At 61.0% G+C, this 19,280-nt stretch carries 20 protein-coding genes; 9 read left to right on the top strand and 11 right to left on the bottom strand.

Annotation, left to right across the window (positions count from 1 at the left end; genetic code table 11):
* Positions 1 to 262: 262 nt before the first annotated feature.
* From EAO39_RS22400 to EAO39_RS22370, 7 genes are all read right to left on the bottom strand, one after another.
* A complete protein-coding gene (locus EAO39_RS22400) occupies positions 263 to 1,030 on the bottom strand; it encodes a class II glutamine amidotransferase (RefSeq protein WP_120971852.1) in 768 nt (255 codons plus the stop codon).
* Positions 1,031 to 1,151: 121 nt separating this feature from the next.
* Positions 1,152 to 1,340: a 4-oxalocrotonate tautomerase gene (locus EAO39_RS22395; RefSeq protein ID WP_120971851.1), complete on the bottom strand. Its 189-nt coding sequence runs from the start codon at positions 1,338 to 1,340 to the stop codon at positions 1,152 to 1,154.
* Between the two features lie 173 nt (positions 1,341 to 1,513).
* On the bottom strand, positions 1,514 to 1,702 hold the full coding sequence (locus tag EAO39_RS22390; protein WP_120971850.1) for a 4-oxalocrotonate tautomerase: 189 nt from the start codon (positions 1,700 to 1,702) through the stop codon (positions 1,514 to 1,516).
* A 53-nt stretch (positions 1,703 to 1,755) separates the two neighbouring features.
* Positions 1,756 to 1,989 (bottom strand): cysteine-rich CWC family protein, encoded by a 234-nt coding sequence (locus EAO39_RS22385; RefSeq protein WP_120971849.1) that lies wholly within the window; start codon positions 1,987 to 1,989, stop codon positions 1,756 to 1,758.
* A gap of 266 nt (positions 1,990 to 2,255) precedes the next feature.
* Complete coding sequence (locus tag EAO39_RS22380) at positions 2,256 to 3,227, bottom strand: tripartite tricarboxylate transporter substrate binding protein (RefSeq protein WP_120971848.1); 972 nt, start codon at positions 3,225 to 3,227, stop codon at positions 2,256 to 2,258.
* A gap of 56 nt (positions 3,228 to 3,283) precedes the next feature.
* On the bottom strand, positions 3,284 to 3,673 hold the full coding sequence (locus EAO39_RS22375; protein WP_120971847.1) for a hypothetical protein: 390 nt from the start codon (positions 3,671 to 3,673) through the stop codon (positions 3,284 to 3,286).
* Positions 3,666 to 5,072 (bottom strand): acyclic terpene utilization AtuA family protein, encoded by a 1,407-nt coding sequence (locus EAO39_RS22370; protein WP_120971846.1) that lies wholly within the window; start codon positions 5,070 to 5,072, stop codon positions 3,666 to 3,668. The genes EAO39_RS22375 and EAO39_RS22370 overlap by 8 nt, the downstream gene beginning before the upstream one ends.
* A gap of 80 nt (positions 5,073 to 5,152) precedes the next feature.
* Between EAO39_RS22370 and EAO39_RS22365 the strand changes: the two genes are divergently transcribed.
* Positions 5,153 to 6,049, top strand: coding sequence for a LysR family transcriptional regulator (locus EAO39_RS22365; RefSeq protein ID WP_120971845.1), 897 nt, complete (start codon positions 5,153 to 5,155; stop codon positions 6,047 to 6,049).
* Between the two features lie 161 nt (positions 6,050 to 6,210).
* Here the strand turns inward: EAO39_RS22365 and EAO39_RS22360 are convergent, their stop codons facing one another.
* The 4 genes from EAO39_RS22360 to EAO39_RS22345 form a co-directional block, all read right to left on the bottom strand.
* Positions 6,211 to 6,870: a DUF799 domain-containing protein gene (locus tag EAO39_RS22360; RefSeq protein ID WP_120971954.1), complete on the bottom strand. Its 660-nt coding sequence runs from the start codon at positions 6,868 to 6,870 to the stop codon at positions 6,211 to 6,213.
* A gap of 16 nt (positions 6,871 to 6,886) precedes the next feature.
* Complete coding sequence (locus EAO39_RS22355) at positions 6,887 to 7,255, bottom strand: DUF4810 domain-containing protein (RefSeq protein WP_120971844.1); 369 nt, start codon at positions 7,253 to 7,255, stop codon at positions 6,887 to 6,889.
* A gap of 13 nt (positions 7,256 to 7,268) precedes the next feature.
* A complete protein-coding gene (locus tag EAO39_RS22350) occupies positions 7,269 to 7,967 on the bottom strand; it encodes a CsgG/HfaB family protein (protein WP_120971843.1) in 699 nt (232 codons plus the stop codon).
* Positions 7,968 to 8,105: 138 nt separating this feature from the next.
* Entirely contained in the window at positions 8,106 to 10,295 is a 2,190-nt protein-coding gene (locus EAO39_RS22345) for a malate synthase G (protein WP_120971842.1), read from the bottom strand.
* A gap of 736 nt (positions 10,296 to 11,031) precedes the next feature.
* Between EAO39_RS22345 and EAO39_RS22340 the strand changes: the two genes are divergently transcribed.
* The 8 genes from EAO39_RS22340 (at position 11,032) to EAO39_RS22305 (ending at position 19,224) form a co-directional block, all read left to right on the top strand.
* Complete coding sequence (locus tag EAO39_RS22340) at positions 11,032 to 11,967, top strand: LysR family transcriptional regulator (RefSeq protein ID WP_120971841.1); 936 nt, start codon at positions 11,032 to 11,034, stop codon at positions 11,965 to 11,967.
* Positions 11,968 to 12,093: 126 nt separating this feature from the next.
* On the top strand, positions 12,094 to 12,540 hold the full coding sequence (locus tag EAO39_RS22335; protein ID WP_120971953.1) for a DUF2214 family protein: 447 nt from the start codon (positions 12,094 to 12,096) through the stop codon (positions 12,538 to 12,540).
* A 150-nt stretch (positions 12,541 to 12,690) separates the two neighbouring features.
* Entirely contained in the window at positions 12,691 to 14,400 is a 1,710-nt protein-coding gene (argS, locus tag EAO39_RS22330; RefSeq protein WP_120971840.1) for an arginine--tRNA ligase, read from the top strand.
* 33 nt (positions 14,401 to 14,433) lie between these two features.
* The gene (locus EAO39_RS22325; RefSeq protein WP_120971839.1) at positions 14,434 to 15,174 is read left to right on the top strand and encodes an SPOR domain-containing protein; all 741 of its coding nucleotides are present in this window, start codon (positions 14,434 to 14,436) and stop codon (positions 15,172 to 15,174) included.
* Positions 15,175 to 15,276: 102 nt separating this feature from the next.
* Positions 15,277 to 15,927, top strand: a complete 651-nt coding sequence (locus EAO39_RS22320; protein ID WP_120971838.1) for a thiol:disulfide interchange protein DsbA/DsbL — start codon at positions 15,277 to 15,279, stop codon at positions 15,925 to 15,927.
* Between the two features lie 156 nt (positions 15,928 to 16,083).
* Positions 16,084 to 16,755, top strand: a complete 672-nt coding sequence (lptA, locus tag EAO39_RS22315) for a lipopolysaccharide transport periplasmic protein LptA (protein WP_120971837.1) — start codon at positions 16,084 to 16,086, stop codon at positions 16,753 to 16,755.
* The gene (gene lptB, locus EAO39_RS22310) at positions 16,752 to 17,528 is read left to right on the top strand and encodes an LPS export ABC transporter ATP-binding protein (protein WP_120971836.1); all 777 of its coding nucleotides are present in this window, start codon (positions 16,752 to 16,754) and stop codon (positions 17,526 to 17,528) included. The genes lptA and lptB overlap by 4 nt, the downstream gene beginning before the upstream one ends.
* A gap of 97 nt (positions 17,529 to 17,625) precedes the next feature.
* Positions 17,626 to 19,224, top strand: a complete 1,599-nt coding sequence (locus tag EAO39_RS22305; RefSeq protein WP_120971835.1) for an RNA polymerase factor sigma-54 — start codon at positions 17,626 to 17,628, stop codon at positions 19,222 to 19,224.
* Positions 19,225 to 19,280: the final 56 nt, after the last annotated feature.

The following is a 19,280-nucleotide window of genomic DNA, read 5'->3' as shown; positions in this document are numbered from 1 at the left end:
TTCCCATCCCGAACAGGACAGTGAAACGAATTTGCGCCGATGATAGTGCGGGTTCCCGTGTGAAAGTAGGTCATCGTCAGGCTCTTACAGTGAAAACCCCGTAGTCGAAAGGCTGCGGGGTTTTTTTTATGGTGGCGGCGAAAGAGCGGCCGCAAAAAAGATAGTGGCCAGTACTTGCTGCATAAGCAATGCAGTCATGAAATACAGCAGACCCAATAAAAAGAGAGCGCTATGCGCTCTCTTTTTATTGGTGCCTCAGAGATCAAAGTGGGAGGCATTGCCCGTTCGCAAACACCTTGAGTTCACCGGATTGGATGGGGGTCCAGGTTTCGTTATTGGTCAAGGGCGCTGTGACGATGATGGCGACTTTGTCCTGGGGAGTGGTTTCCCGCGAGAAATCCACGCTCAGATCTTCATCGGACAGATGTGCTTGGCAGAAGGGGTGCCGGCGCTCGATATAGCAAAGATGGGTGGTTGCGTGGGCCCAGAGAGCTTCGCCATTGGAGAGCAGGAAGTTGAAAGTGCCGTGGGGAGCGATCTTGGCGGCAAGCTCGCGCAGGGTGTGGGTGAGCTCCTCGATGCTGGGCAGGCCTGCGTGGGATTTCCAGAGCTCCTGCATGATCCAGCAAAAAGCCTGCTCGCTGTCGGTGTTGCCTATGGGCTGAAAGTGGGCGTGCAGTTTGGGCGAAAAGTTCTTGAGGTCACCGTTGTGCGCAAAAACCCAGTTGCGGCCCCAGAGCTCGCGCACAAAGGGGTGGCAGTTTTGCAGGCTGACCACGCCTTGGGTCGCTTTGCGGATGTGGGCAATGACGTTGGTGCTTTTGATCGGATATTCACGAATCAGCTTGGCCACCGGTGAGTCAATGGCGCGCTCATGATCCACGAAGTGGCGCAGGCCTTTGTCTTCAAAAAAAGCGATGCCCCAGCCGTCGGTGTGATCGCCGGTATTGCCTGCGCGCTGTGTGAAGCCCGAGAAGCTAAAACGCACATCGGTGGGCGTGTTGCAGTTCATTCCAAGCAGCTGGCACATGACAGTTCTCAAACCTGTTGATAGGGAAAAGCCTTTTATAGCCCAAGCTGGGTGCTTACCCAAGCAGACGGACATGAAAAAGCAGCCTGAGCTGCTTTGACGAGAAAGGCCGGGCTCTGGCTTACTCGCGCTCGGACCAGAGCTTGCCGCCGGTGGCCCAGTCGTGGCGCTTGATGTCGGTGATGATGATGTCTACCGATTCGGGCGAACCGCCCAGCACTTCCACGCTGACGCGGGTGATTTCTTCCACCAGCTTGCGCTTTTGTTCGACGGTGCGGCCTTCCATCATTTCTACATGGTAGGTGGGCATGGGTTTGACTCCTTGGGGGGTGAGAGGTGAAGCGACAGCCTCAGATCATAAATGTGCCGCGGTATCGCTCAAGCTTGGGCTGCCTGACATGGAATGGATTCCACAGAGCCGAGCACCATCTGATGGCCTACCTCTGAGCCGTCATCGCTGCGTGCAAGGCAGCGTGAAAAGGCTTAGGCCTGCTCAGACCAGAGCTTGCCACCTGTGGCCCAGTTTTCGCGTTTGACGTCGGTGATGATGATGTCCACGGACTCGGGCGCGCTGCCCAGTACTTCGGTGGTGATGCGGGTGACTTCTTCGACCAGCTTGCGCTTTTGTTCAAGGCTGCGGCCTTCAAACAGTTCGATGTGATAGGTGGGCATCAAGTTCTCCTGGGTGGTTTGAATGCACGAGCTGCGCAAAGACTGTCGCAGTGTCAGGCCGTTGTGGAATCTCTGTCGCTGGGCTGTGCGCAGACTGGGCAGATGCAGGCTTTGCCGCGCGTTTCGGGCGGAAGCTGGGCCAGAGCGTCTTGCGACACCGGAGTCTGCATGCACCAGCAGCTTTGCGGCGGCAGGCCAGCGGTGATGGCGCATTGATTGGCCTGGCCGCATAGCGGGCAGCGGCTGGGGTCCAGAGGCTGGATGTGGTGGAGGCTCTCGGAGGGCATGGCGCCAGTGTAGAAGCCATACCCCCAAAAAATGCACTCGATGTACGGACATAGAGTGCATTTTTGATAGCGTCTTGCGCCTGCCAATCAATAAGTACCGCTAAAAGTATAGGTGGGACTCATGCTTGGCAAGCGGTAGCTGCTCTGAAAACAGATGTGACCCATTCGATGCTTTTGGGCCTCAGGTCTGCGGCAGGGAAAGGTGTAGCCCTATTTAAAACAGCTTTTCAACGATGGCCTTGGCATTGCATGGGAGCCAAAGGCGCTCACTCCGGCGTAATGCCGGCAGCCTTGATGACCTGACCCCACTTTTTGGTTTCAGCAGACTGGAACTGGGCCAGCTCGGCAGGCGTGGTGGTCCAGGGCTCGGAGCCCGACATATCAAAGAAAGACTTGGCGGCGGCGCTGGCCACGGCGCTGTTCAGCAACTGGTTGAGCTTGGCAACCACGGGGGCGGGTGTGTTGGCCGGTGCGTAGGCCGCAAACCAGTAACCCATGTCATAGCCTTTGACGCCGGCCTCGGCAATGGTGGGCACATCGGGCAGCTGGGCGCTGCGTTTTTGCGTGGAGTAGCCTAGGGCACGCAGCTTGCCGGCCTTGATCTGGGGCACGCCGGTGGAGACATCGGTGATCATCAGATTGATCTGCCCGCCCAGCAGGTCGGTAATTGCCAGCGGGTTGCTTTTGTACGGCACGTGCAGGATATCTACGCCCGCCAGTTGCTTGAGCATTTCACCGGCCACACGGCTTGAGGAGCTGCCGCTGCCAAAGCTCAGCTTGCCAGGGTTGGCCTTGGCGAAAGCGACCAGCTCGCCCACCGATTTATAAGGCGCGCTGGCCGGTACCACCAGCACCTGACCACCCTTGCCCAGGCCGGACAACGGGGCGAAGTCCTTGACCGGGTCATAGGCCAGTTTTTTGTACAAATGCTCGTTGGCCGCGTGCGTGGTGTTGGTGGTGATCAGCACGGTATAGCCGTCTGCCGGTGCCTTGGCCACGGCCTGAGCCGCAATCATGCCGCTGGCGCCGCCCTTGTTTTCCACCACCACCGGCTGCTTGGTTTTCTCGGTGATGGACTGACCCAGAGCCCGTGCTAGCTGATCCGTGGCACTGCCTGCCGCAAAAGGCACGACAAAGGTGATGGGCTTGCTGGGGTAGTCGCTTTGCGCAAAAGCCGTGTGAGCAAAGGCGAGGCCCAAGCTGCTGGCCAGCAGGCAGCGGCGTGTGAAAGAGGTCATGGTTTGTCTCCTGATCGGGTGCTTGTGGTGGAAAAGGCGGGACGATCTGATGTCGTCTATTCGTTGTCGGCCGGGCCGGCCAGATAAGGTTGCAGCTGTGGCATGTTTTCGGCGGGTATGCGGATGGGCATTTGCAACACGCGGTAGCACAGGGTCTTGCCATGGCTGTCGAGATTCAGGGCGTCGTTGACGCCGCCATCCAGCACATCGTCCAGCACCAGATTCATAGCCTGCAGCTGCGGCAGCAGATAGCGTTTGACCTGCCTGGGGCGGCGGTCGGCAAACAGAGCGCGCACGGCATCCTCGCTGACCTGCTCGCAGATCAGCTCCCAGAACGCCGGGTGCCAGGCGATGACGCTGATGTTGGAGCGGTTGCCTTTGTCGCCGGTACGGCCATGGGCCAGGCGGTACAGCGGAATGGAGAGGGTGTTGCTGGCCTCAGACATGGCGAGCCTCCTTGGTGTTCTGGGCATGCTGTGGCTCGGCCCATTGGAATCCGGTGCGTATCTGTTCCTGCGCTACCAGGCAGGAGGTCAGGCCCAGGCGCTGGCGCATATGGGTGCGCACGCCGCCGCCGCCGGCCGGGCCGCAGCAATACAGGGCATTGATTTCGCGCGGTAGTCTGGCAGCCGTGGCGTGCTCCTCATGCTGCCAGGCCATGCGCAGGCGCACGTCGGTCGAGGCCTGGCTGAGATCGGCGTGATCAAGCCAGTCGCTGCCATCGTTGCCCCAGACGCTGGTCACGCCAATCAAGTCGGTGCGCAGCGGTGCGATGCCCGCAAGGCGCCGGGCAATGGTCTGCCCGGCTAGGCGAGCGCGCTCGGCGGAGCGCGGACCGGCATAGGAGATCTCGCCTTCGGCAAACCAGCCCGTGGCATAGCAGACATTGACCTTGAGCGTGGCCGGCCGGGGGTGGCCGATCACGCCTTGCAGGCGCACGCGGTCAGGTGCCAGGGCAATGACTTCGGCCTGCGTGATATCGGCGATGACATCGGGCGTGAAGTACTGGGCCGGATCGTGAATTTCGTAGAGCAACTGCTCCTTGACAGTGGCCGTGCTGATGCAGCCACCCGTGCCCTGGGGCTTGAAAATGCTGCAGTGGCCGTCGGCATCGATCTCGGCAATCGGGTAGCCCAACTGGTCCATGTCGGGCACATCTTTGTAGCCCGGATCGGCAAAATAGCCGCCGCTGACTTGGGTGCCGCATTCCAGCAAATGGCCGGCCATGGTGGCGCGGGCTAGGCGGTTCCAGTCATCCCAGGCCCAGCCAAAATGGGCCATGGCCGGGCCTACGACCAGGGAAGGGTCGGCCACGCGGCCGCAGACCACGATATCGGCTCCGGCCTGCAGCGCATCGGCAATCGGACGTGCGCCGATATAGGCATTGGCGCTGACCAGGGGCTGGCTGGGCATGCGCTCGGCCAGCGCATTCTGCAGCAGCGGGCGCTGATCGGGGGCGCTCAAATCGTCGCCATGGACCACGGCAATGCGCGGCGCTCTCAGGTCCAGCTCTTGCGCCAGGCGGGCAATGGCACGCGCCGCACCGGCAGGATTGGCGGCGCCGAAGTTGCTGACGATGCGAATGCCGTGCTGCAGACAGTCGCCCAGCACCGGGCGCAGAAAATCCAGCATCAACGGCTCAAAGCCTGCATCGGGATTGCTTTGGCGTGCCAGCTGGGCCAGGGCCAGGGTGCGCTCGGCCAGGGTCTCGAAGATCAGCACGGCCGGCTTGGCCTGGCGAATCAGCTCTTGTACGACCGGGCCGGCCGCATCAACGCGGTCGCCCGAGAATCCGGCGGCGCAGCCAATCAGCAGGGGGGTGGGGTAGGGCGTGGGTGATGTCATGGAATCTCCTGCTGACCACTATAGGAAGGCTTGGGTAAGCTGTGAAATCGATAATTAAGATGAATTGATTTGGAAGACAGATGAATCTTTCGGCGCGCGATATTCAGGCATTTCTGGCTCTGGCTGAAGTGAAGAACTTCACCCGTGCGGCGGTGCGTTGCCATCTGTCGCAGCCCGCGTTCAGCGCGCTCATCAAGGCGTTGGAGGCCAGCGTGGGTCTGCAGCTGTTTGACCGCAGCACGCGCCATGTGCTGCTGACACCTGAGGGCGAGCGCTTTTGGCTGTCGGCCCAGCGTATTGCGGCCGAGCTGGAGGACTGCGCCAAGGCCATGCGCGACACGGCCCAGCTGGCACGCGGCCATGTATCGGTGGCGCTGCTGCCCTCGTTGGCGGCGGGTTGGTTGCCGCAGGTGCTGGCGCAATTCATGGCACGCCATCCCGGGGTGGATTTGGCGGTGCACGATGTGCTGTCCGAGCCCTGTATTGCCGCCGTGGCCAATGGCGAGGCCGACTTTGCTCTGGCTGCCATCCGTGCCGATACGCCAGAGCTGCAGGCCGAGCCGTTTTGCCGTGACGACTTTCATCTGGTGTGCCGGGAAGACCATGCGCTGGCGGCGCAGCAGACGCTGGGCGTGGCCGATTTGCTGCCCTGGCCTTTTGTGCATCTTGCCCGTCATAGCAGCGTGCGCCAGTATCTGGATGCGGCTTTCTTTCCGCAGAGCATGCACACCCTGGTCGAGGTGGAGCAACTGGCCACGGTGATGGGGCTGGTGCAGGCCGGCCTGGGCATCAGCGTGGTGCCGGCGCTGTCGCTGTTTCACTTCGACAAGCCGGGCCTGATCACGCGGCCGCTGGCTTTGCCGGGGATGGAGCGGCAAATCTATTTGGTGCGGCGGCGAGAGCGCAGCCTGTCTTTAGCGGCACAGGCGCTGTATCGATTGATGCTGGAACAACGCCCGCAGTTCTCTGCGCCATAAAAAATGCACTTCCGAGGAAGTGCATGTAGGTTTGAATTTGCTCTTCAATTGATAGCGGTTGGCGTTCTACCCATAATGCATTCAAGAAGAATTCATTCGAAGTCTCGAGGAGTATTGCGCTGATTGCTACTGTTTTGATAGAGCAGCGAATACTAGCCGTCTCAGTTCTTGCCGTACAGAGGCGAGCGCGGGCCGTAGAGCAAGCCGTTAGGGGTGCCCGCTGCCAGCATGCGATTGGTGGCCAGGCCTGCGACGGGGTGGGCGGCATCGGTGGCGGAGTTGATGATTTGATTGACCAGCGCCGTCACCAGCATGCCGACCAAACCGCCGCCCGAGTTGTTGCCGCCTTCCTGATTGGAGGCCGAGGCACGCCCATCCCATAGCGGCTCGCCGGTACGCAGATCCACCAGCCTGGCTTCGACACTGACGACGGTGGCGCTTTGAATCACCTGGTAGCTGGTGCCGTAGCGGGTGATGCGTATGTACAGAGCGGCATCCGAGCCAAAGATCTGCTTGAGCTTGGCGGGCGCCACGTCCTGGATGTCACTGGCGATTTCCAGACCGTTTTGCCGGAAGGTTTCGCTCATCAGCGTCACCGGCATCACGTAGTAACCGGCTTCGGCCAGCGGCAAGGTGGCCTGGGACAGCACGCTGGCGCTGGCCTGGACTTCAGGGGCGTCATTGACCGGAGGCAGCACCAGAATGGAGGCCGGTTTGGCCGCACGGTAGGCGCTGTAATCCTTGCCTTGCTGTGGTGCCGCGCAACCGACCAGCCAGGCGCTGACGGCCAGTGTCGCAGCGCATTTGAGAACGCGTGCCATCAGAGGGGTGTGCATCTCAGACTCCGTTCTTCTTCATATTGCCGACCAGGTAGTCGATGTACTGAGCCGATTCGGGAAACTGCTTTTTCTCTTGTGCCCAGGCGGCCAGTGCCTGGTCGGTGCGGCCGGCGTTCAGGTATAGCAGCCCCAGATGGGCCTGGTAGCCGGGCGGCAGTTGCGCACCCTTGCTCGCCGCTTGTTGCACACCTTTTTCCAGCACCAGAATCTGCTCTTCTGCTGCGGGTGCATCGCTTTTGAGATAGCTGTACACCTGAGTCTGGTAGCCATTCCAGCTGTAAAGCGGCTGGGGAGCGGTGACACAGCCCACCAGCAAAGCCGTCAGCGCCAGCGCGCTGCCTGCGCGGATTGCCGAGAAGGTTTTCATGGCGACCTGCCTTTCAGCGCTGGCTTGTGTTGGCCGAGAGGCTGGGCAGAGCGCCGGCGTCCACGGATTCACCCAGACGGTCCACGGCTTCGCGAATGGCCAGGTCCAGCACCTTGCCATTCAGCGTGGAGTCATAGCTGGCCGTGCCGCCGAAGCCCACGATTTCACGGTTGGAGAGTTGGAACTCACCTGCGCCTTGCACGGAACGGACGACTTCCGAGGTGCGGATGTTCACGATGTTCAGCGTGACCTTGGCATAAGCCACCTGGGTCTTGCCGCGGCCCAGCACGCCAAACAACTGCTTGTCGCCGGTTTCCTTGCGTCCGAACTCCGAGATATCGCCGGTCACCACGTAATCCGCGCCCTTGAGCTGCTGCGCTGTGCCCTGGATGGCGGCTTCCTGCTTGATTTCCGCCATGTTGTCGCGATCCAGCACGTTGAAGCGGTTGGTCTGCTGCAGATGGCTGAGCAAAATCGTCTTGGCCTGGCTGCCCAGACGGTCCGCACCATCCGAGAACGCACCGCGCAGATAGCTGGAGCGATTGTCAAACTTACCGACAGCGATGGGGCGGCGAACGCCTTGATAGCTGCGCGCAGCGCTTTGCGTCTGAGCAACGCTCAGGGATTGCGAGGACTCCGTCGCGCAGCCGGTCAAAAACAGCGGTGCAGAGACAAGAGCCAGGGCGGCCAAAGCAAGTGGTGTACGCAGCATGGGACAAGCAGATGAGGTTGTTAGGGTGAGTCAATGTAACAAATAAATCTAATAGTTGATTGTTATCTAACGTGACAAAACAAAGGCACCCGAAGGTGCCCTTGTTAAGTCAGCTGATTTGTCGAATGGACTGGCGATTTAAGCGCCGGCCTTGACCTTCAGACGCCAGGCGTGCAGCAGAGGCTCGGTATAGCCCGAAGGCTGTTCCTTGCCCTTGAAGACCAGGTCCAGAGCGGCCTGGTAAGCCGCACCGTCAGGGTTGGCGACCAGGCTCTTGTAGGCGGCGTCGCCGGCGTTTTGCTCGTCCACGATCTTGGCCATGCGGGCATAGCTGTCGCGCACCATGGCTTCGGTCACGATGCCGTGCTGCAGCCAGTTGGCGATGTGCTGGCTGGAGATGCGCAGCGTGGCACGGTCTTCCATCAGGCCCACGTTGTGGATATCGGGTACCTTGGAGCAACCCACGCCCTGGTCGACCCAGCGCACCACATAGCCCAAAATGCCTTGCACGTTGTTATCCACTTCCTGCTGCTTTTCAGCATCGGACCAGCCGGTGTTGGTGGCAACGGGCACTTGCAGGATGGCGTTGAGCAGGTTGTCGCGCTCGGCATCGGCACTGGTTTTTTCCAGCTCTTTTTGCACTTCGGCCACATTGACCTGGTGGTAGTGCAGAGCGTGCAGGGTGGCGCCGGTGGGCGAGGGAACCCAGGCGGTGTTGGCGCCGGCCTTGGGCTGGGCAATCTTCTGCTCCAGCATGGCCTTCATCAGGTCGGGCATGGCCCACATGCCCTTGCCGATCTGGGCGCGGCCTCGCAGGCCCATGCCCAGGCCGACCAGCACATTGCTCTTCTCGTAGGCAGGCAGCCAGGCGCAGGTCTTCATATCGGCCTTGCGCACCATGGGGCCGGCATACATGGCGGTGTGCATTTCATCGCCGGTGCGGTCCAGGAAACCGGTGTTGATGAAGGCCACGCGTGCAGGAGCAGCGGCGATGGCGGCCTTCAGGTTCACTGTCGTGCGGCGCTCTTCGTCCATGATGCCCAGCTTGACGGTGTTCTCGGGCAGACCCAGCACTTTTTCCACGCGGCCGAACAGCTCATTGGCAAAAGCGGCTTCGGCCGGGCCGTGCATCTTGGGCTTGACGATGTAGACGCTGCCGGTGCGTGAGTTGCGGATGCCGTTGGCACCGCCCTTGAGGTCATGGATGGCGATGGCGGTGGTCACCACGGCGTCCAGAATGCCTTCGGGGATTTCCTTCTTGTCCGCGCCCCACAGAATGGCGGGGTTGGTCATCAGATGACCGACGTTACGCACAAACATCAGCGAGCGACCGTGCAGCTTCACGCTTTGGCCGTCGGCGCCGGTGTATTCGCGGTCTGCGTTCAGGCCGCGGGTCACGGTCTTGCCGCCCTTGTCAAAGGATTCGGTCAGCGTGCCCTTCAAGATGCCCAGCCAGTTGGCGTAGCCGTTGATCTTGTCTTCGGCATCCACGGCGGCCACGGAGTCTTCCAGATCCAGGATGGTGGACAGAGCGGCCTCGACCACCACGTCGGACACGCCAGCCGCATCGCTGCTGCCGATAGGCGTGGCCTTGTTGACGATGATGTCGATGTGGATGCCGTTGTTCTTCAGCAGCACGGAGGTGGGAGCTGTTGCATCGCCTTGGTAGCCGATGAACTTGGCTTCTTCCTTCAGGCCGGTCTTGCTGCCGTCCTTCAGGGACACGACCAGCTTGCCGCCTTCCACAGCGTAGCCGGTGGAGTCCTTGTGCGAGCCGTTGGCCAGAGGTGCGGCCTGATCCAGGAAGTCGCGAGCGAAGGCAATCACCTTGGCGCCGCGCGCGGGGTTGTAGCCCTTGCCTTTTTCTGCGCCGCCTTCTTCGCTGATCACATCCGTGCCGTACAGCGCGTCATACAGCGAACCCCAGCGGGCGTTGGCTGCGTTCAGTGCATAGCGGGCGTTCAGAATGGGCACAACCAACTGGGGGCCGGCCTGAATGGCCAGTTCCGCATCCACGTTTTCGGTCGTGGCCTTGGCGTCCTTGGGCTGCTCGACCAGATAGCCGATTTGCGTGAGGAAGCTGCGGTAGGCCGCCATGTCGGTGATGGGGCCGGGGTTGGCCTTGTGCCAGCTGTCCAGCTCCACTTGCAGGCGATCGCGCTCGGCCAGCAGGGCGGCATTCTTGGGGGCCAGATCGGCCACGATGGAATCAAAGCCTGCCCAGAAGGCTTGCTGGTCCACGCCCGTGCCAGGCAATACCTGGGTGTTCACGAAGTTGTACAGATCGGTAGCGACTTGCAGACCGTGGACTTGAGTGCGATCAGTCATTGGGAACCTCTGGTTGATGTCTCTGAGTGTTGACGATATCTAAAGCATTGCGATGCCCATCTTGGGCAGCCTGTATGCACACTGTATTTGATTTTTTTGAGTACATAAATATTCGAATTAGTTCGAAACTAATGATATTTTTGTGGCTAATACAGGCTTGATCTGTAGGTGCTCGCGCCGTTCTGGTGCAACCCTTGGTGGCGGCGATGCTTCGCGGGCTTTTTTGCCTAACCCAGTTCTGATGTGGGTTGAAGCGTTTGTGGCGAACGTACAGCGCAGTTCCCCAGGCCGAGGCTGGGGACAAAAGCCTGCCGGCTGGCCTTTGCGGCAGACCACCGATTTCGTGCAAGCGCGCCTTGCGGGCGGAAGAACCTGGCGCAAATCATCGCTGCCAACCCGCGATAGAGCAGGTCTGGCCCGCCTATTGATGGGCTGGAGGAATAAGCGATATGCCCGTGCCGGAACTGCTGCAAATCCATGTATTTAGGTATATAAATATTTGAGTTCTTTAAAGACTCATGACTTCTAAGTAAAAATCTAGAAAAATGAATTTCATGATCTTGACTTGTGAAAAGTGAAAACATGTGCTCAAGCTACTTAAATTGATAGCTGCAAGCGTATGAATAACGCGGATTTCAAGCCGATTTCATCCATAAGAAAGCTGCTGTTGCGGTAAATGCTCCTTGAATCAGAGCAGTCCGTGCAGGAGACAACACGCAACGAGACAGGAGCAGTCATGGACAAACTCAAGGCATTTGAGTCCTTTGTATCAGTGGCCACGCGCGGCAGCCTTACGGCAGCGGCCAAGGCCGAGGGCGTGGCGCCCGCCATCATGGGGCGGCGCCTGGACGCGCTGGAAGAGCATCTGGGCGTCAAGCTCATGGTGCGCACCACACGCCGCATTTCGCTCACGCATGAGGGCAGCGCCTTTCTGGAGGATTGCCAGCGCCTGCTGTCCGATGTCTCCAATGCCGAAGCCAGCGTCAGCGCGGGCGGCGTCAAGGCCACAGGCCATTTGCGCATCACGGCACCGGCCGGCTTTGGCCGCCGCCACGTGGCACCGCTGGTGCCGCGTTTTCGCGATTTGCACCCCGATGTGACGATTTCGCTCAATCTGTCGGACCGGGTGGTGGATCTGGCCGGCGAAGGCTTTGACTGTGCGGTGCGCGTGGGCGATTTGCCCGATTCGGCCCTGGTCAGCGTGCGCATTGCCGACAACCGCCGCCTGTGTGTGGCCACGCCCGACTATCTGGCGCGGCGCGGCACGCCCAAGCACCCCAGCGAGCTGACGCAGCACGACTGCCTGACGCTGTCCAGCGATGCTTCGCAAACCCGTGGCTGGGCGTTTCGCATTCCGCATCCCGAAAGTGGCACCAGCGAAGTCGTGCACTTCAAACCCGGTGGCCCGCTCGATTGTTCCGATGGTCAGGTGCTGCACGACTGGTGCCTGGGCGGCTGGGGCATTGCCTGGCGCAGCACCTGGGAAGTGGAGGCCGAAATCGCCGCCGGCCGCCTGATACCCGTGCTCGAAGAGTTTGCCGCCCCGCCCAACGGTATTTTTGTGGTCTTTCCCCAGCGCAAGCACATGCCGCTGCGGGTGCGCATGTGGATCGACTACCTCAAGCACTATTACAACCAGGCCGATTTCTTTCGCATAGGCCTGGCCGGCTGAAGCGTGGGGTCTGATTTTTCGCGCACGGCATGCTCCGCTGCCGGGCGTGGGAAAGGGTAGACAATGGATTTCTCGCCGCTTTGGAATTTTCTCTGGAGCACCACGGAGTTCTTCTACCGCTTAGCCATGACCCTTGAAGCTGTTCTCGCCAGCGTCCACCTGCTGGCCATCTTGACCCTGGTGGTGTTTCTCTCCAGCCAGGCGGCGCTTTGCCGTGTGGAGTGGATGAATGCCGCCGTCGTTCAGCGGCTGGCGCGGCTGGACATGATTTACGGCATCGTGGCCGTGGTTCTGCTGCTCACGGGTCTGGCGCGGCTGTTCTGGGGCGTGAAGGGCATGAGCGGCTATATGGCTTCTCCGCTGTTTCACCTCAAGATGAGTTTGTTCATTCTGGCCGCGCTGCTGTCCATCAAGCCCACCCTCAGCTTCCGCCGCTGGCGCAAGACTCTGGTTGCCTCCGGGCAACTGCCGGCCGCCGAAGAGGTGGCTCAAACCCGCAAATGGGTGATGTGGCAGGCTCATGTGGTGCCGGTGATCGCCGTGGTGGCGATTTTCTGGGCACGGGGCATGTAAAACGCCTGGGCCGGCGCAGTCCGGCTTGCCGGGTGAACCCGGTTTCGCGGGCTGGTTTCGTCCCCTCAAAATGCTGCGTTGCAACGACTTGTTGCTTGCACGCAATCCAGCGAGTCAGCGCAGGTGAGGGCAGGCACGTAAAATCCCCCGATGCTCTCCGTCAAACAGGAATTGCTCGCAGCCCTGGCTGCTGAGCTCGAAACACTCTCGCCCGGCGCTGGCGCACGCGCTGCGTTCGAAAACCCCAAAGTGGCAGCCCATGGCGACTTCGCCTGTACGGCGGCCATGCAACTGGCCAAGCCGCTCAAAGCCAACCCGCGCGCTTTGGGCGAACAGCTCAAAGCCGCTTTGGAAGCCACACCGGCCTTCCAGCAATGGGTTGATGCGATTGAAATTGCAGGCCCCGGCTTTTTGAACATTCGCTTGAAGCCCGCCGCCAAGCAGCAGATCGTGCGCGAAGTGCTGGCGCAGGGAGCCGAGTTCGGCAACCAGGCCAGCCGTGGCGAAAACATTCTGGTCGAGTTCGTCTCCGCCAACCCCACCGGTCCGCTGCACGTGGGCCACGGCCGTCAGGCTGCGATTGGCGATGCCATCAGCAATCTGTACTCCACCCAGGGCTGGAAGGTGCACCGCGAGTTTTATTACAACGACGCGGGCGTGCAGATCGACACCCTGACCAAGAGCACGCAGCTGCGCGCCAAGGGCTTCAAGCCCGGTGACGAGTGCTGGCCTACCGACGGCGAGAACCCGCTGGCCAAGAATTTCTATAACGGCGACTACATTGCCGACATCGCCAACGCCTTCCTGGCCAAGGAAGCCATCAAGGCCGATGACCGCGAGTTCACGGCCAATGGCGATGTAGAGGATTACGACAACATCCGCCAGTTCGCTGTGGCCTATCTGCGCAACGAGCAGGACAAGGACTTGCAGGCCTTCAACCTCAAGTTCGACGAGTACTACCTGGAATCGAGCCTGTACGAAAACGGCCATGTCGAGGAAACCGTCAAGCGCCTGATCGCCAACGGCAAGACCTACGAGCAAGACGGCGCGCTGTGGCTCAGGTCCACCGACTACGGCGACGACAAAGACCGCGTGATGCGCAAGACAGACGGCGGCTACACCTACTTCGTACCCGATGTGGCCTATCACATCCAGAAGTTCAAGCGTGGCTTCACCAAGGTGGTGAACATTCAGGGTACCGACCACCACGGCACCATTGCCCGCGTGCGCGCCGGGCTGCAGGCGGCCGATGTGGGTATTCCTCAGGGCTACCCCGACTACGTGCTGCACACCATGGTGCGCGTGGTGAAGAATGGCGAGGAAGTGAAGATCAGCAAGCGTGCCGGCTCCTATGTGACGCTGCGCGATCTGATCGAGTGGACCAGCAAGGATGCCGTGCGCTTCTTCCTGCTCAGCCGTAAGCCCGACACCGAATACACCTTCGACGTGGATCTGGCCGTGGCCCAGAACAACGATAACCCCGTGTACTACGTGCAATACGCCCATGCGCGTATCCAGTCGGTGCTGCGTGCCTGGCAAGAAGCCGGCGGCGCCGGCCTGCCGTCGCTCAAGGACGTGGACCTGTCGGCGCTGGAAGGCCCGCAAGCCCAGGCCCTGATGCTGCTGCTGGCCAAGTACCCCGAGATGCTGACGGCCGCTGCCGAAGGCAATGCTCCGCATGACGTGACGTTCTACCTGCGCGATCTGGCTTCCTGCTATCACAGCTACTACGATGCCGAACGCATCCTGGTGGATGATGAAAAGCTCAAGCTGGCCCGCCTGGCCTTGGTCGCAGCCACCGCTCAGGTGCTGCACAATGGTCTGGCTGTGCTGGGTGTCAGTGCACCCGAGCGCATGTAATCAAAGCGTCAAGCGGAAAGCCTTTAGCGACCTATGAAGAAGCAGCAACGCGGCGGCACCATCCTGGGACTGATTTTCGGCATGGTCATTGGCCTGGCAGCGGCTCTGGCCGTGGCCGTCTATGTGACCAAGGTGCCCGTTCCCTTTCTGAACAAGGGCGGTAACAACACGGATCGCGACGCCGTCGAGGCTGAGCGCAACAAGAACTGGGACCCGAACGCACCGCTGCAAAGCCGTGCGCCGCTACCGACTCCTGCTGTGCCGCCGGCTGCCGTGGAAACGCCTGCCGTGCCCGTAACGCCAAGCACGCCGGTGGCTCCGGTCACGGCCACAGGCACTGCTGCGCTGGACCCCGTGACCGGCAAGCCGGTCACGCCTGCCCAGCCCCATGTCGATCCCGCCAAGCCGGTCAAGCCGGCCACGGGTGATCCTCTGGGCGATCTGGTCAAGGAGCGCTCCGCTGCCGCCGAGAAGGCTGAAAAAGCCCGTGCCGACAAGGAAAAAGCAGCTGCCGTGGCGGCTACTGGCGGCGAGCCCGGCTTCAACTACTTTGTGCAGGCCGGTGCTTTCCGTGGCGAGAAGGAAGCCCAGGCGCAGCGCGCCAAGCTGGCCATGCTGGGCTGGGAAGCCCGGGTCAGCGAGCGTGAGCAAAACGGCATCACCGTGTTCCGTGTGCGCGTGGGTCCGTTCAACAAGCGCGATGAGGCCGAGCAGCTCAAGGGCAAGCTCGACGGCGCCGGTGTGGATTCCACCCTGGTTCGCGCCGCAAGGTAAAACATCTTTGAGGCCCAGGCTGTGCCGGGCTTGAGAGCTGGGTTGAACTTTTTATGGCTGATGGCCTCTGACACTGCAGACCTGATTTAGGAGTTGGTTTTGATGAAACGCCGCGAATTTTCTCTGGTTGCATCTGCTGCAGCCACTGGTGCTTTGACACTGGGTTCCTCTGCCACCTGGGCTCAGGCCGCAGGCTTCAAGGAAGGCAAGGACTACCTCAAGCTCAGCAAGCAAGCCCCTGTTAGCGCGCCCGCCGGCAAGGTCGAGGTGATCGAGTTCTTCTGGTATAGCTGCCCGCACTGCAATGTTTTCGAGCCCACGTTTGCGGCCTGGAAGAACGCAGCGCCTGCCGATGTGGTGGTCAACCGCGTGCCCGTGGCCTTCAATGCCTCTTTTGTGCCTCAGCAAAAGCTGTACTACACCCTGGAAGGCATGAATCTGCTGGGTACGCTGCACGCCAAGGCCTTCCACGCCATTCACGTGGAACGCAACCGTCTGGCCACCGATGACGCCATCTTCGAATGGGCCGGCAAGCAGGGCGTGGATGTGGCCAAGTTCAAGGAGATGTACAACTCCTTTACCGTCTCCAACCAGGTGCGCAAGGCCACCCAGCTGCAGCAGGCCTACGACGTGGAAGGCGTGCCTGCCATGGGCGTGGCCGGCAAGTACTACACGGATGGCACCAAGGCCGGCAACATGGAAAATGTGTTGCGCGTGGTCAATGCCCTGATCGTGTCCAGCCGCAAGGGCTGATACGGCGAGCGCAGCTTGTACATCCCAAAAGCCCGCCAGGTCTGCCTGAGCGGGCTTTTTCATACCCGTATGGCGAGGTTTTGATCCGGGCCAGTGTATGTTTGCGGCGGCGCCAAAAAGGGAATGACTACAATGTATGCAAGAAACGTGCCCTCCATGACCAAACGACTTCTCTCTTTCGTGCTGGCCTCGGCTTTTGCCGTATTGGCCGGCACGGCGCATGCCGAAAAGGCCGATAGCGCCAAGCCCATGAATATCGAGGCCGATGCATTGCGCCACGACGAGCTTCAGCAGACCAGCGTTTTCACCGGCAATGTGGTGATGACCAAGGGCACCATCGTGCTGCGCGGTACGCAGCTGGATGTACGCCAGGATGCCGAAGGCTTTCAGTACGGCGTGGTCAAGGCCGAGCCGGGCAAGCGTGCCTTCTTCCGCCAAAAACGCGACACCGAACCCGGTCAGCCCGATGAGTTCATTGAAGGCGAGGGCGAGGTCATCGAGTACGACGGCAAGGCCGATATCGTCAAATTCATTCGCCGTGGCGAGATGCGCCGCTACCGTGGCGGTCAGCTCAGCGACCAGGTCACGGGCTCGGTCATCGTCTACAACAACATCACCGACGTCTATACCGTCGACGGTCAAAAGACCAGCGGTGGCCTGCCCAGCTCCTCCGTGGGCCAGGGCGGTCGGGTGCGCGCCATCATGGCGCCCAAGGACGGCACGCCAGGCGCCCAGCCCAAGCCAGCCCAGCCCAAGGCCGAGCCCTTGCGCCAGAGCATGACGCTGGGCGGTGAGAAAGCCAGCGACAAGGCAGGTGACAAGAAATGAGCCGTGACAGCACCCTGCGCAGCGGCGAAGCGGACAGCCGCCTGGAGGCCAGGCATCTGGCCAAGTCCTATGGCAGCCGCAAGGTGGTCAAGGACGTGTCTTTGTCCGTGCAAAAAGGCGAGGTCGTCGGTCTGCTGGGCCCCAACGGCGCGGGCAAGACCACCTCGTTTTACATGATCGTGGGTCTGGTGCGCAGCGATGGCGGCGAGATCTTCATCGACGGCCATGCCGTGGGCAATATGCCGATTCACCAGCGCTCGCGCCTGGGACTGTCCTATCTGCCGCAGGAAGCCTCGATTTTCCGCAAGCTCAGCGTGGAAGAAAACGTCCGCGCCGTGCTGGAACTGCAAAAGGACGAGCAAGGCAAGCTGCTCTCCAAGGAAGAGATAGACAAGCGGCTGAACAATCTGCTCAAGGAATTGCGCGTGGAGCATCTGCGCCAGTCTCCGGCGCTGGCCCTGTCCGGGGGCGAACGCCGCCGGGTGGAAATCGCCCGCGCCCTGGCCACGCAGCCACGCTTCATTCTGCTCGATGAGCCGTTTGCCGGTATCGACCCCATCGCGGTGATCGAAATCCAGCGCATCATCGGCTTCTTGAAAGAGCGCGGCATTGGCGTGCTGATTACCGATCACAACGTGCGCGAAACCCTGGGTATCTGTGACCACGCCTTCATCATCAGCGACGGCCATGTACTGGCCGAAGGTACGCCAGAGCAGATCGTGGACAACGCCGATGTGCGCCGAGTCTACCTGGGTGAACACTTCCGCATGTGATGCGTGAGTTGACCACCGCGCTCCCCCGTTTCCTGTGGCTGCTGTCCCTGCATCGGGGGCATGCCGGGGTCGCTTGCACATCAAGGATGTTCAGTTGATGAAGCCGGGCCTGTCCTTACGCGTATCCCAGCATCTGTCGCTCACGCCGCAGCTGCAGCAGTCGATTCAGTTGCTGCAACTGTCCACGCTGGAGCTGGCGCAGGAAGTCGAACAGATGCTGGTGGACAACCCGTTTCTGGAGCGCGACGGCGACGACGTCGATGCGCCGATGGACGCTCCTTCTATGGAAGCGGCTGCCGCCGAATCCATGGGCACTTCAGATGGCTACTCATCTGAAACTGAATATTCATCAACACAAGCAGCTTCTGAAACCATAGCGGAAACGCCGACCACCGAAACCCCCGAGACGCTGGACTGGAGCGGCGACGGTGCCGACGGACAAGACGGGGAATGGGGGGGCGAATCCAGCAGCGAATGGGATGGCCCCTCCTCGTCCGGCAGCCGCAAAAGCGATGGCGACGAGGAAACCGACGCCATCGATCTGGCGCGCGAGCATGAAAGCCTGAGCGATTTTCTGCACCGCCAGGCGCTCAGCCTGCGCCTGAGTGCCGAGGACTGCGCGGCGCTGCGCTTTCTGATCGAATCGCTGAACGACGACGGTTATCTGGAAGAGCCTCTGGCCGATCTGGCCTACAGCCTGGCCGGTGACGACCTGGAAGAGCGCGAAGAGCTGGAGCAGCGCTTTGCCATGGCGCTAAAGTTGCTGCAAAGCCTGGAGCCCGTGGGCGTGGGTGCACGCGATCTGGCCGAATGCCTGCAACTGCAGCTGCGCGATCTGATTCGTCTGGCCGAAGATGAGGGCACGACAGCAAAGCACTGGGATGTGCTGCAACTGGCCCTGTCCATGTGCTGCCAGCCCATGGACTTGCTGGCGCGACGCGATATGCGCAAGCTCTCCAGCCTGTGCGGCGCGCGCGAGGAAGCTTTGCGCGAGGCCCTGGCCCTGATTGCGCGGCTGGAGCCGCGACCCGGCCGCCGCTTCGTGGATGTGGAGCGCCATATCGTGGTGCCCGATGTCATCGTGCGCCCGGTGCGTGTCGGCTCGGGCCGGATGGAGTTTTCCGTTCGCCTCAACACCGAAGTCATGCCGCGGCTCAAGGTGCATGACATTTATGCCGGCGTGCTGCGCCGCCACAAGAACAGCGAAGGCCATGCGGCACTGCAGCAGCGGCTGCAGGAAGCGCGCTGGTTTATCAAGAACATCCAGCAGCGCTTTGACACCATCTTGCGGGTGTCGGAAGCGATTGTGGAGCGGCAGAAAAACTTCTTTGTGCATGGCGAGCTGGCCATGCGCCCGCTGGTGCTGCGCGATATTGCCGATGCCCTGGGCCTGCATGAATCCACCATCAGCCGCGTAACCACGGCTAAGTACATGGCCACGCCCCAAGGCACGTTCGAGCTCAAGTACTTCTTCGGCTCGGGCCTGGGCACCGAGACCGGCGGCAGCGCCTCCAGCACGGCTGTGCGGGCGCTGATCAAGCAGTTTGTGGATGCGGAAGACACGAAAAAACCGCTGTCGGACGCCAAGCTGGCCGATATGCTCAAGGAGCAAGGCATTGAATGCGCCCGTCGCACCGTGGCCAAGTATCGCGAGCAGCTGAAGATCCCCACCACCACGTTGCGCAAGGCGCTGTAAGCCACGCCCAACAAAAAAGCCGCTGATGCCATGCTCAGCGGCTTTTTAATTTGGTG

It is taken from the genome of Comamonas sp. lk, from assembly GCF_900564145.1.
Classification (GTDB): domain Bacteria; phylum Pseudomonadota; class Gammaproteobacteria; order Burkholderiales; family Burkholderiaceae_C; genus Comamonas.
This window is presented reverse-complemented; position numbering and strand designations above follow the sequence as displayed.

Bases quoted from the DNA above. Each gene is read 5' to 3' on its own strand.
- EAO39_RS22400 (WP_120971852.1), bottom strand. From the start codon at position 1,030: ATGTGCCAGCTGCTTGGAATGAACTGCAACACGCCCACCGATGTGCGT.
- lptB (WP_120971836.1), top strand. From the start codon at position 16,752: ATGAGCCGTGACAGCACCCTGCGCAGCGGCGAAGCGGACAGCCGCCTG.
- EAO39_RS22320 (WP_120971838.1), top strand. From the start codon at position 15,277: ATGAAACGCCGCGAATTTTCTCTGGTTGCATCTGCTGCAGCCACTGGT.
- EAO39_RS22350 (WP_120971843.1), bottom strand. From the start codon at position 7,967: ATGCTGCGTACACCACTTGCTTTGGCCGCCCTGGCTCTTGTCTCTGCA.
- EAO39_RS22365 (WP_120971845.1), top strand. From the start codon at position 5,153: ATGAATCTTTCGGCGCGCGATATTCAGGCATTTCTGGCTCTGGCTGAA.
- EAO39_RS22395 (WP_120971851.1), bottom strand. From the start codon at position 1,340: ATGCCCACCTACCATGTAGAAATGATGGAAGGCCGCACCGTCGAACAA.
- EAO39_RS22335 (WP_120971953.1), top strand. From the start codon at position 12,094: ATGACCCTTGAAGCTGTTCTCGCCAGCGTCCACCTGCTGGCCATCTTG.
- EAO39_RS22360 (WP_120971954.1), bottom strand. From the start codon at position 6,870: ATGGCACGCGTTCTCAAATGCGCTGCGACACTGGCCGTCAGCGCCTGG.
- EAO39_RS22345 (WP_120971842.1), bottom strand. From the start codon at position 10,295: ATGACTGATCGCACTCAAGTCCACGGTCTGCAAGTCGCTACCGATCTG.
- lptA (WP_120971837.1), top strand. From the start codon at position 16,084: ATGACCAAACGACTTCTCTCTTTCGTGCTGGCCTCGGCTTTTGCCGTA.
- EAO39_RS22355 (WP_120971844.1), bottom strand. From the start codon at position 7,255: ATGAAAACCTTCTCGGCAATCCGCGCAGGCAGCGCGCTGGCGCTGACG.
- EAO39_RS22380 (WP_120971848.1), bottom strand. From the start codon at position 3,227: ATGACCTCTTTCACACGCCGCTGCCTGCTGGCCAGCAGCTTGGGCCTC.
- EAO39_RS22305 (WP_120971835.1), top strand. From the start codon at position 17,626: ATGAAGCCGGGCCTGTCCTTACGCGTATCCCAGCATCTGTCGCTCACG.
- EAO39_RS22375 (WP_120971847.1), bottom strand. From the start codon at position 3,673: ATGTCTGAGGCCAGCAACACCCTCTCCATTCCGCTGTACCGCCTGGCC.
- EAO39_RS22370 (WP_120971846.1), bottom strand. From the start codon at position 5,072: ATGACATCACCCACGCCCTACCCCACCCCCCTGCTGATTGGCTGCGCC.
- EAO39_RS22390 (WP_120971850.1), bottom strand. From the start codon at position 1,702: ATGCCCACCTATCACATCGAACTGTTTGAAGGCCGCAGCCTTGAACAA.
- argS (WP_120971840.1), top strand. From the start codon at position 12,691: ATGCTCTCCGTCAAACAGGAATTGCTCGCAGCCCTGGCTGCTGAGCTC.
- EAO39_RS22340 (WP_120971841.1), top strand. From the start codon at position 11,032: ATGGACAAACTCAAGGCATTTGAGTCCTTTGTATCAGTGGCCACGCGC.
- EAO39_RS22385 (WP_120971849.1), bottom strand. From the start codon at position 1,989: ATGCCCTCCGAGAGCCTCCACCACATCCAGCCTCTGGACCCCAGCCGC.
- EAO39_RS22325 (WP_120971839.1), top strand. From the start codon at position 14,434: ATGAAGAAGCAGCAACGCGGCGGCACCATCCTGGGACTGATTTTCGGC.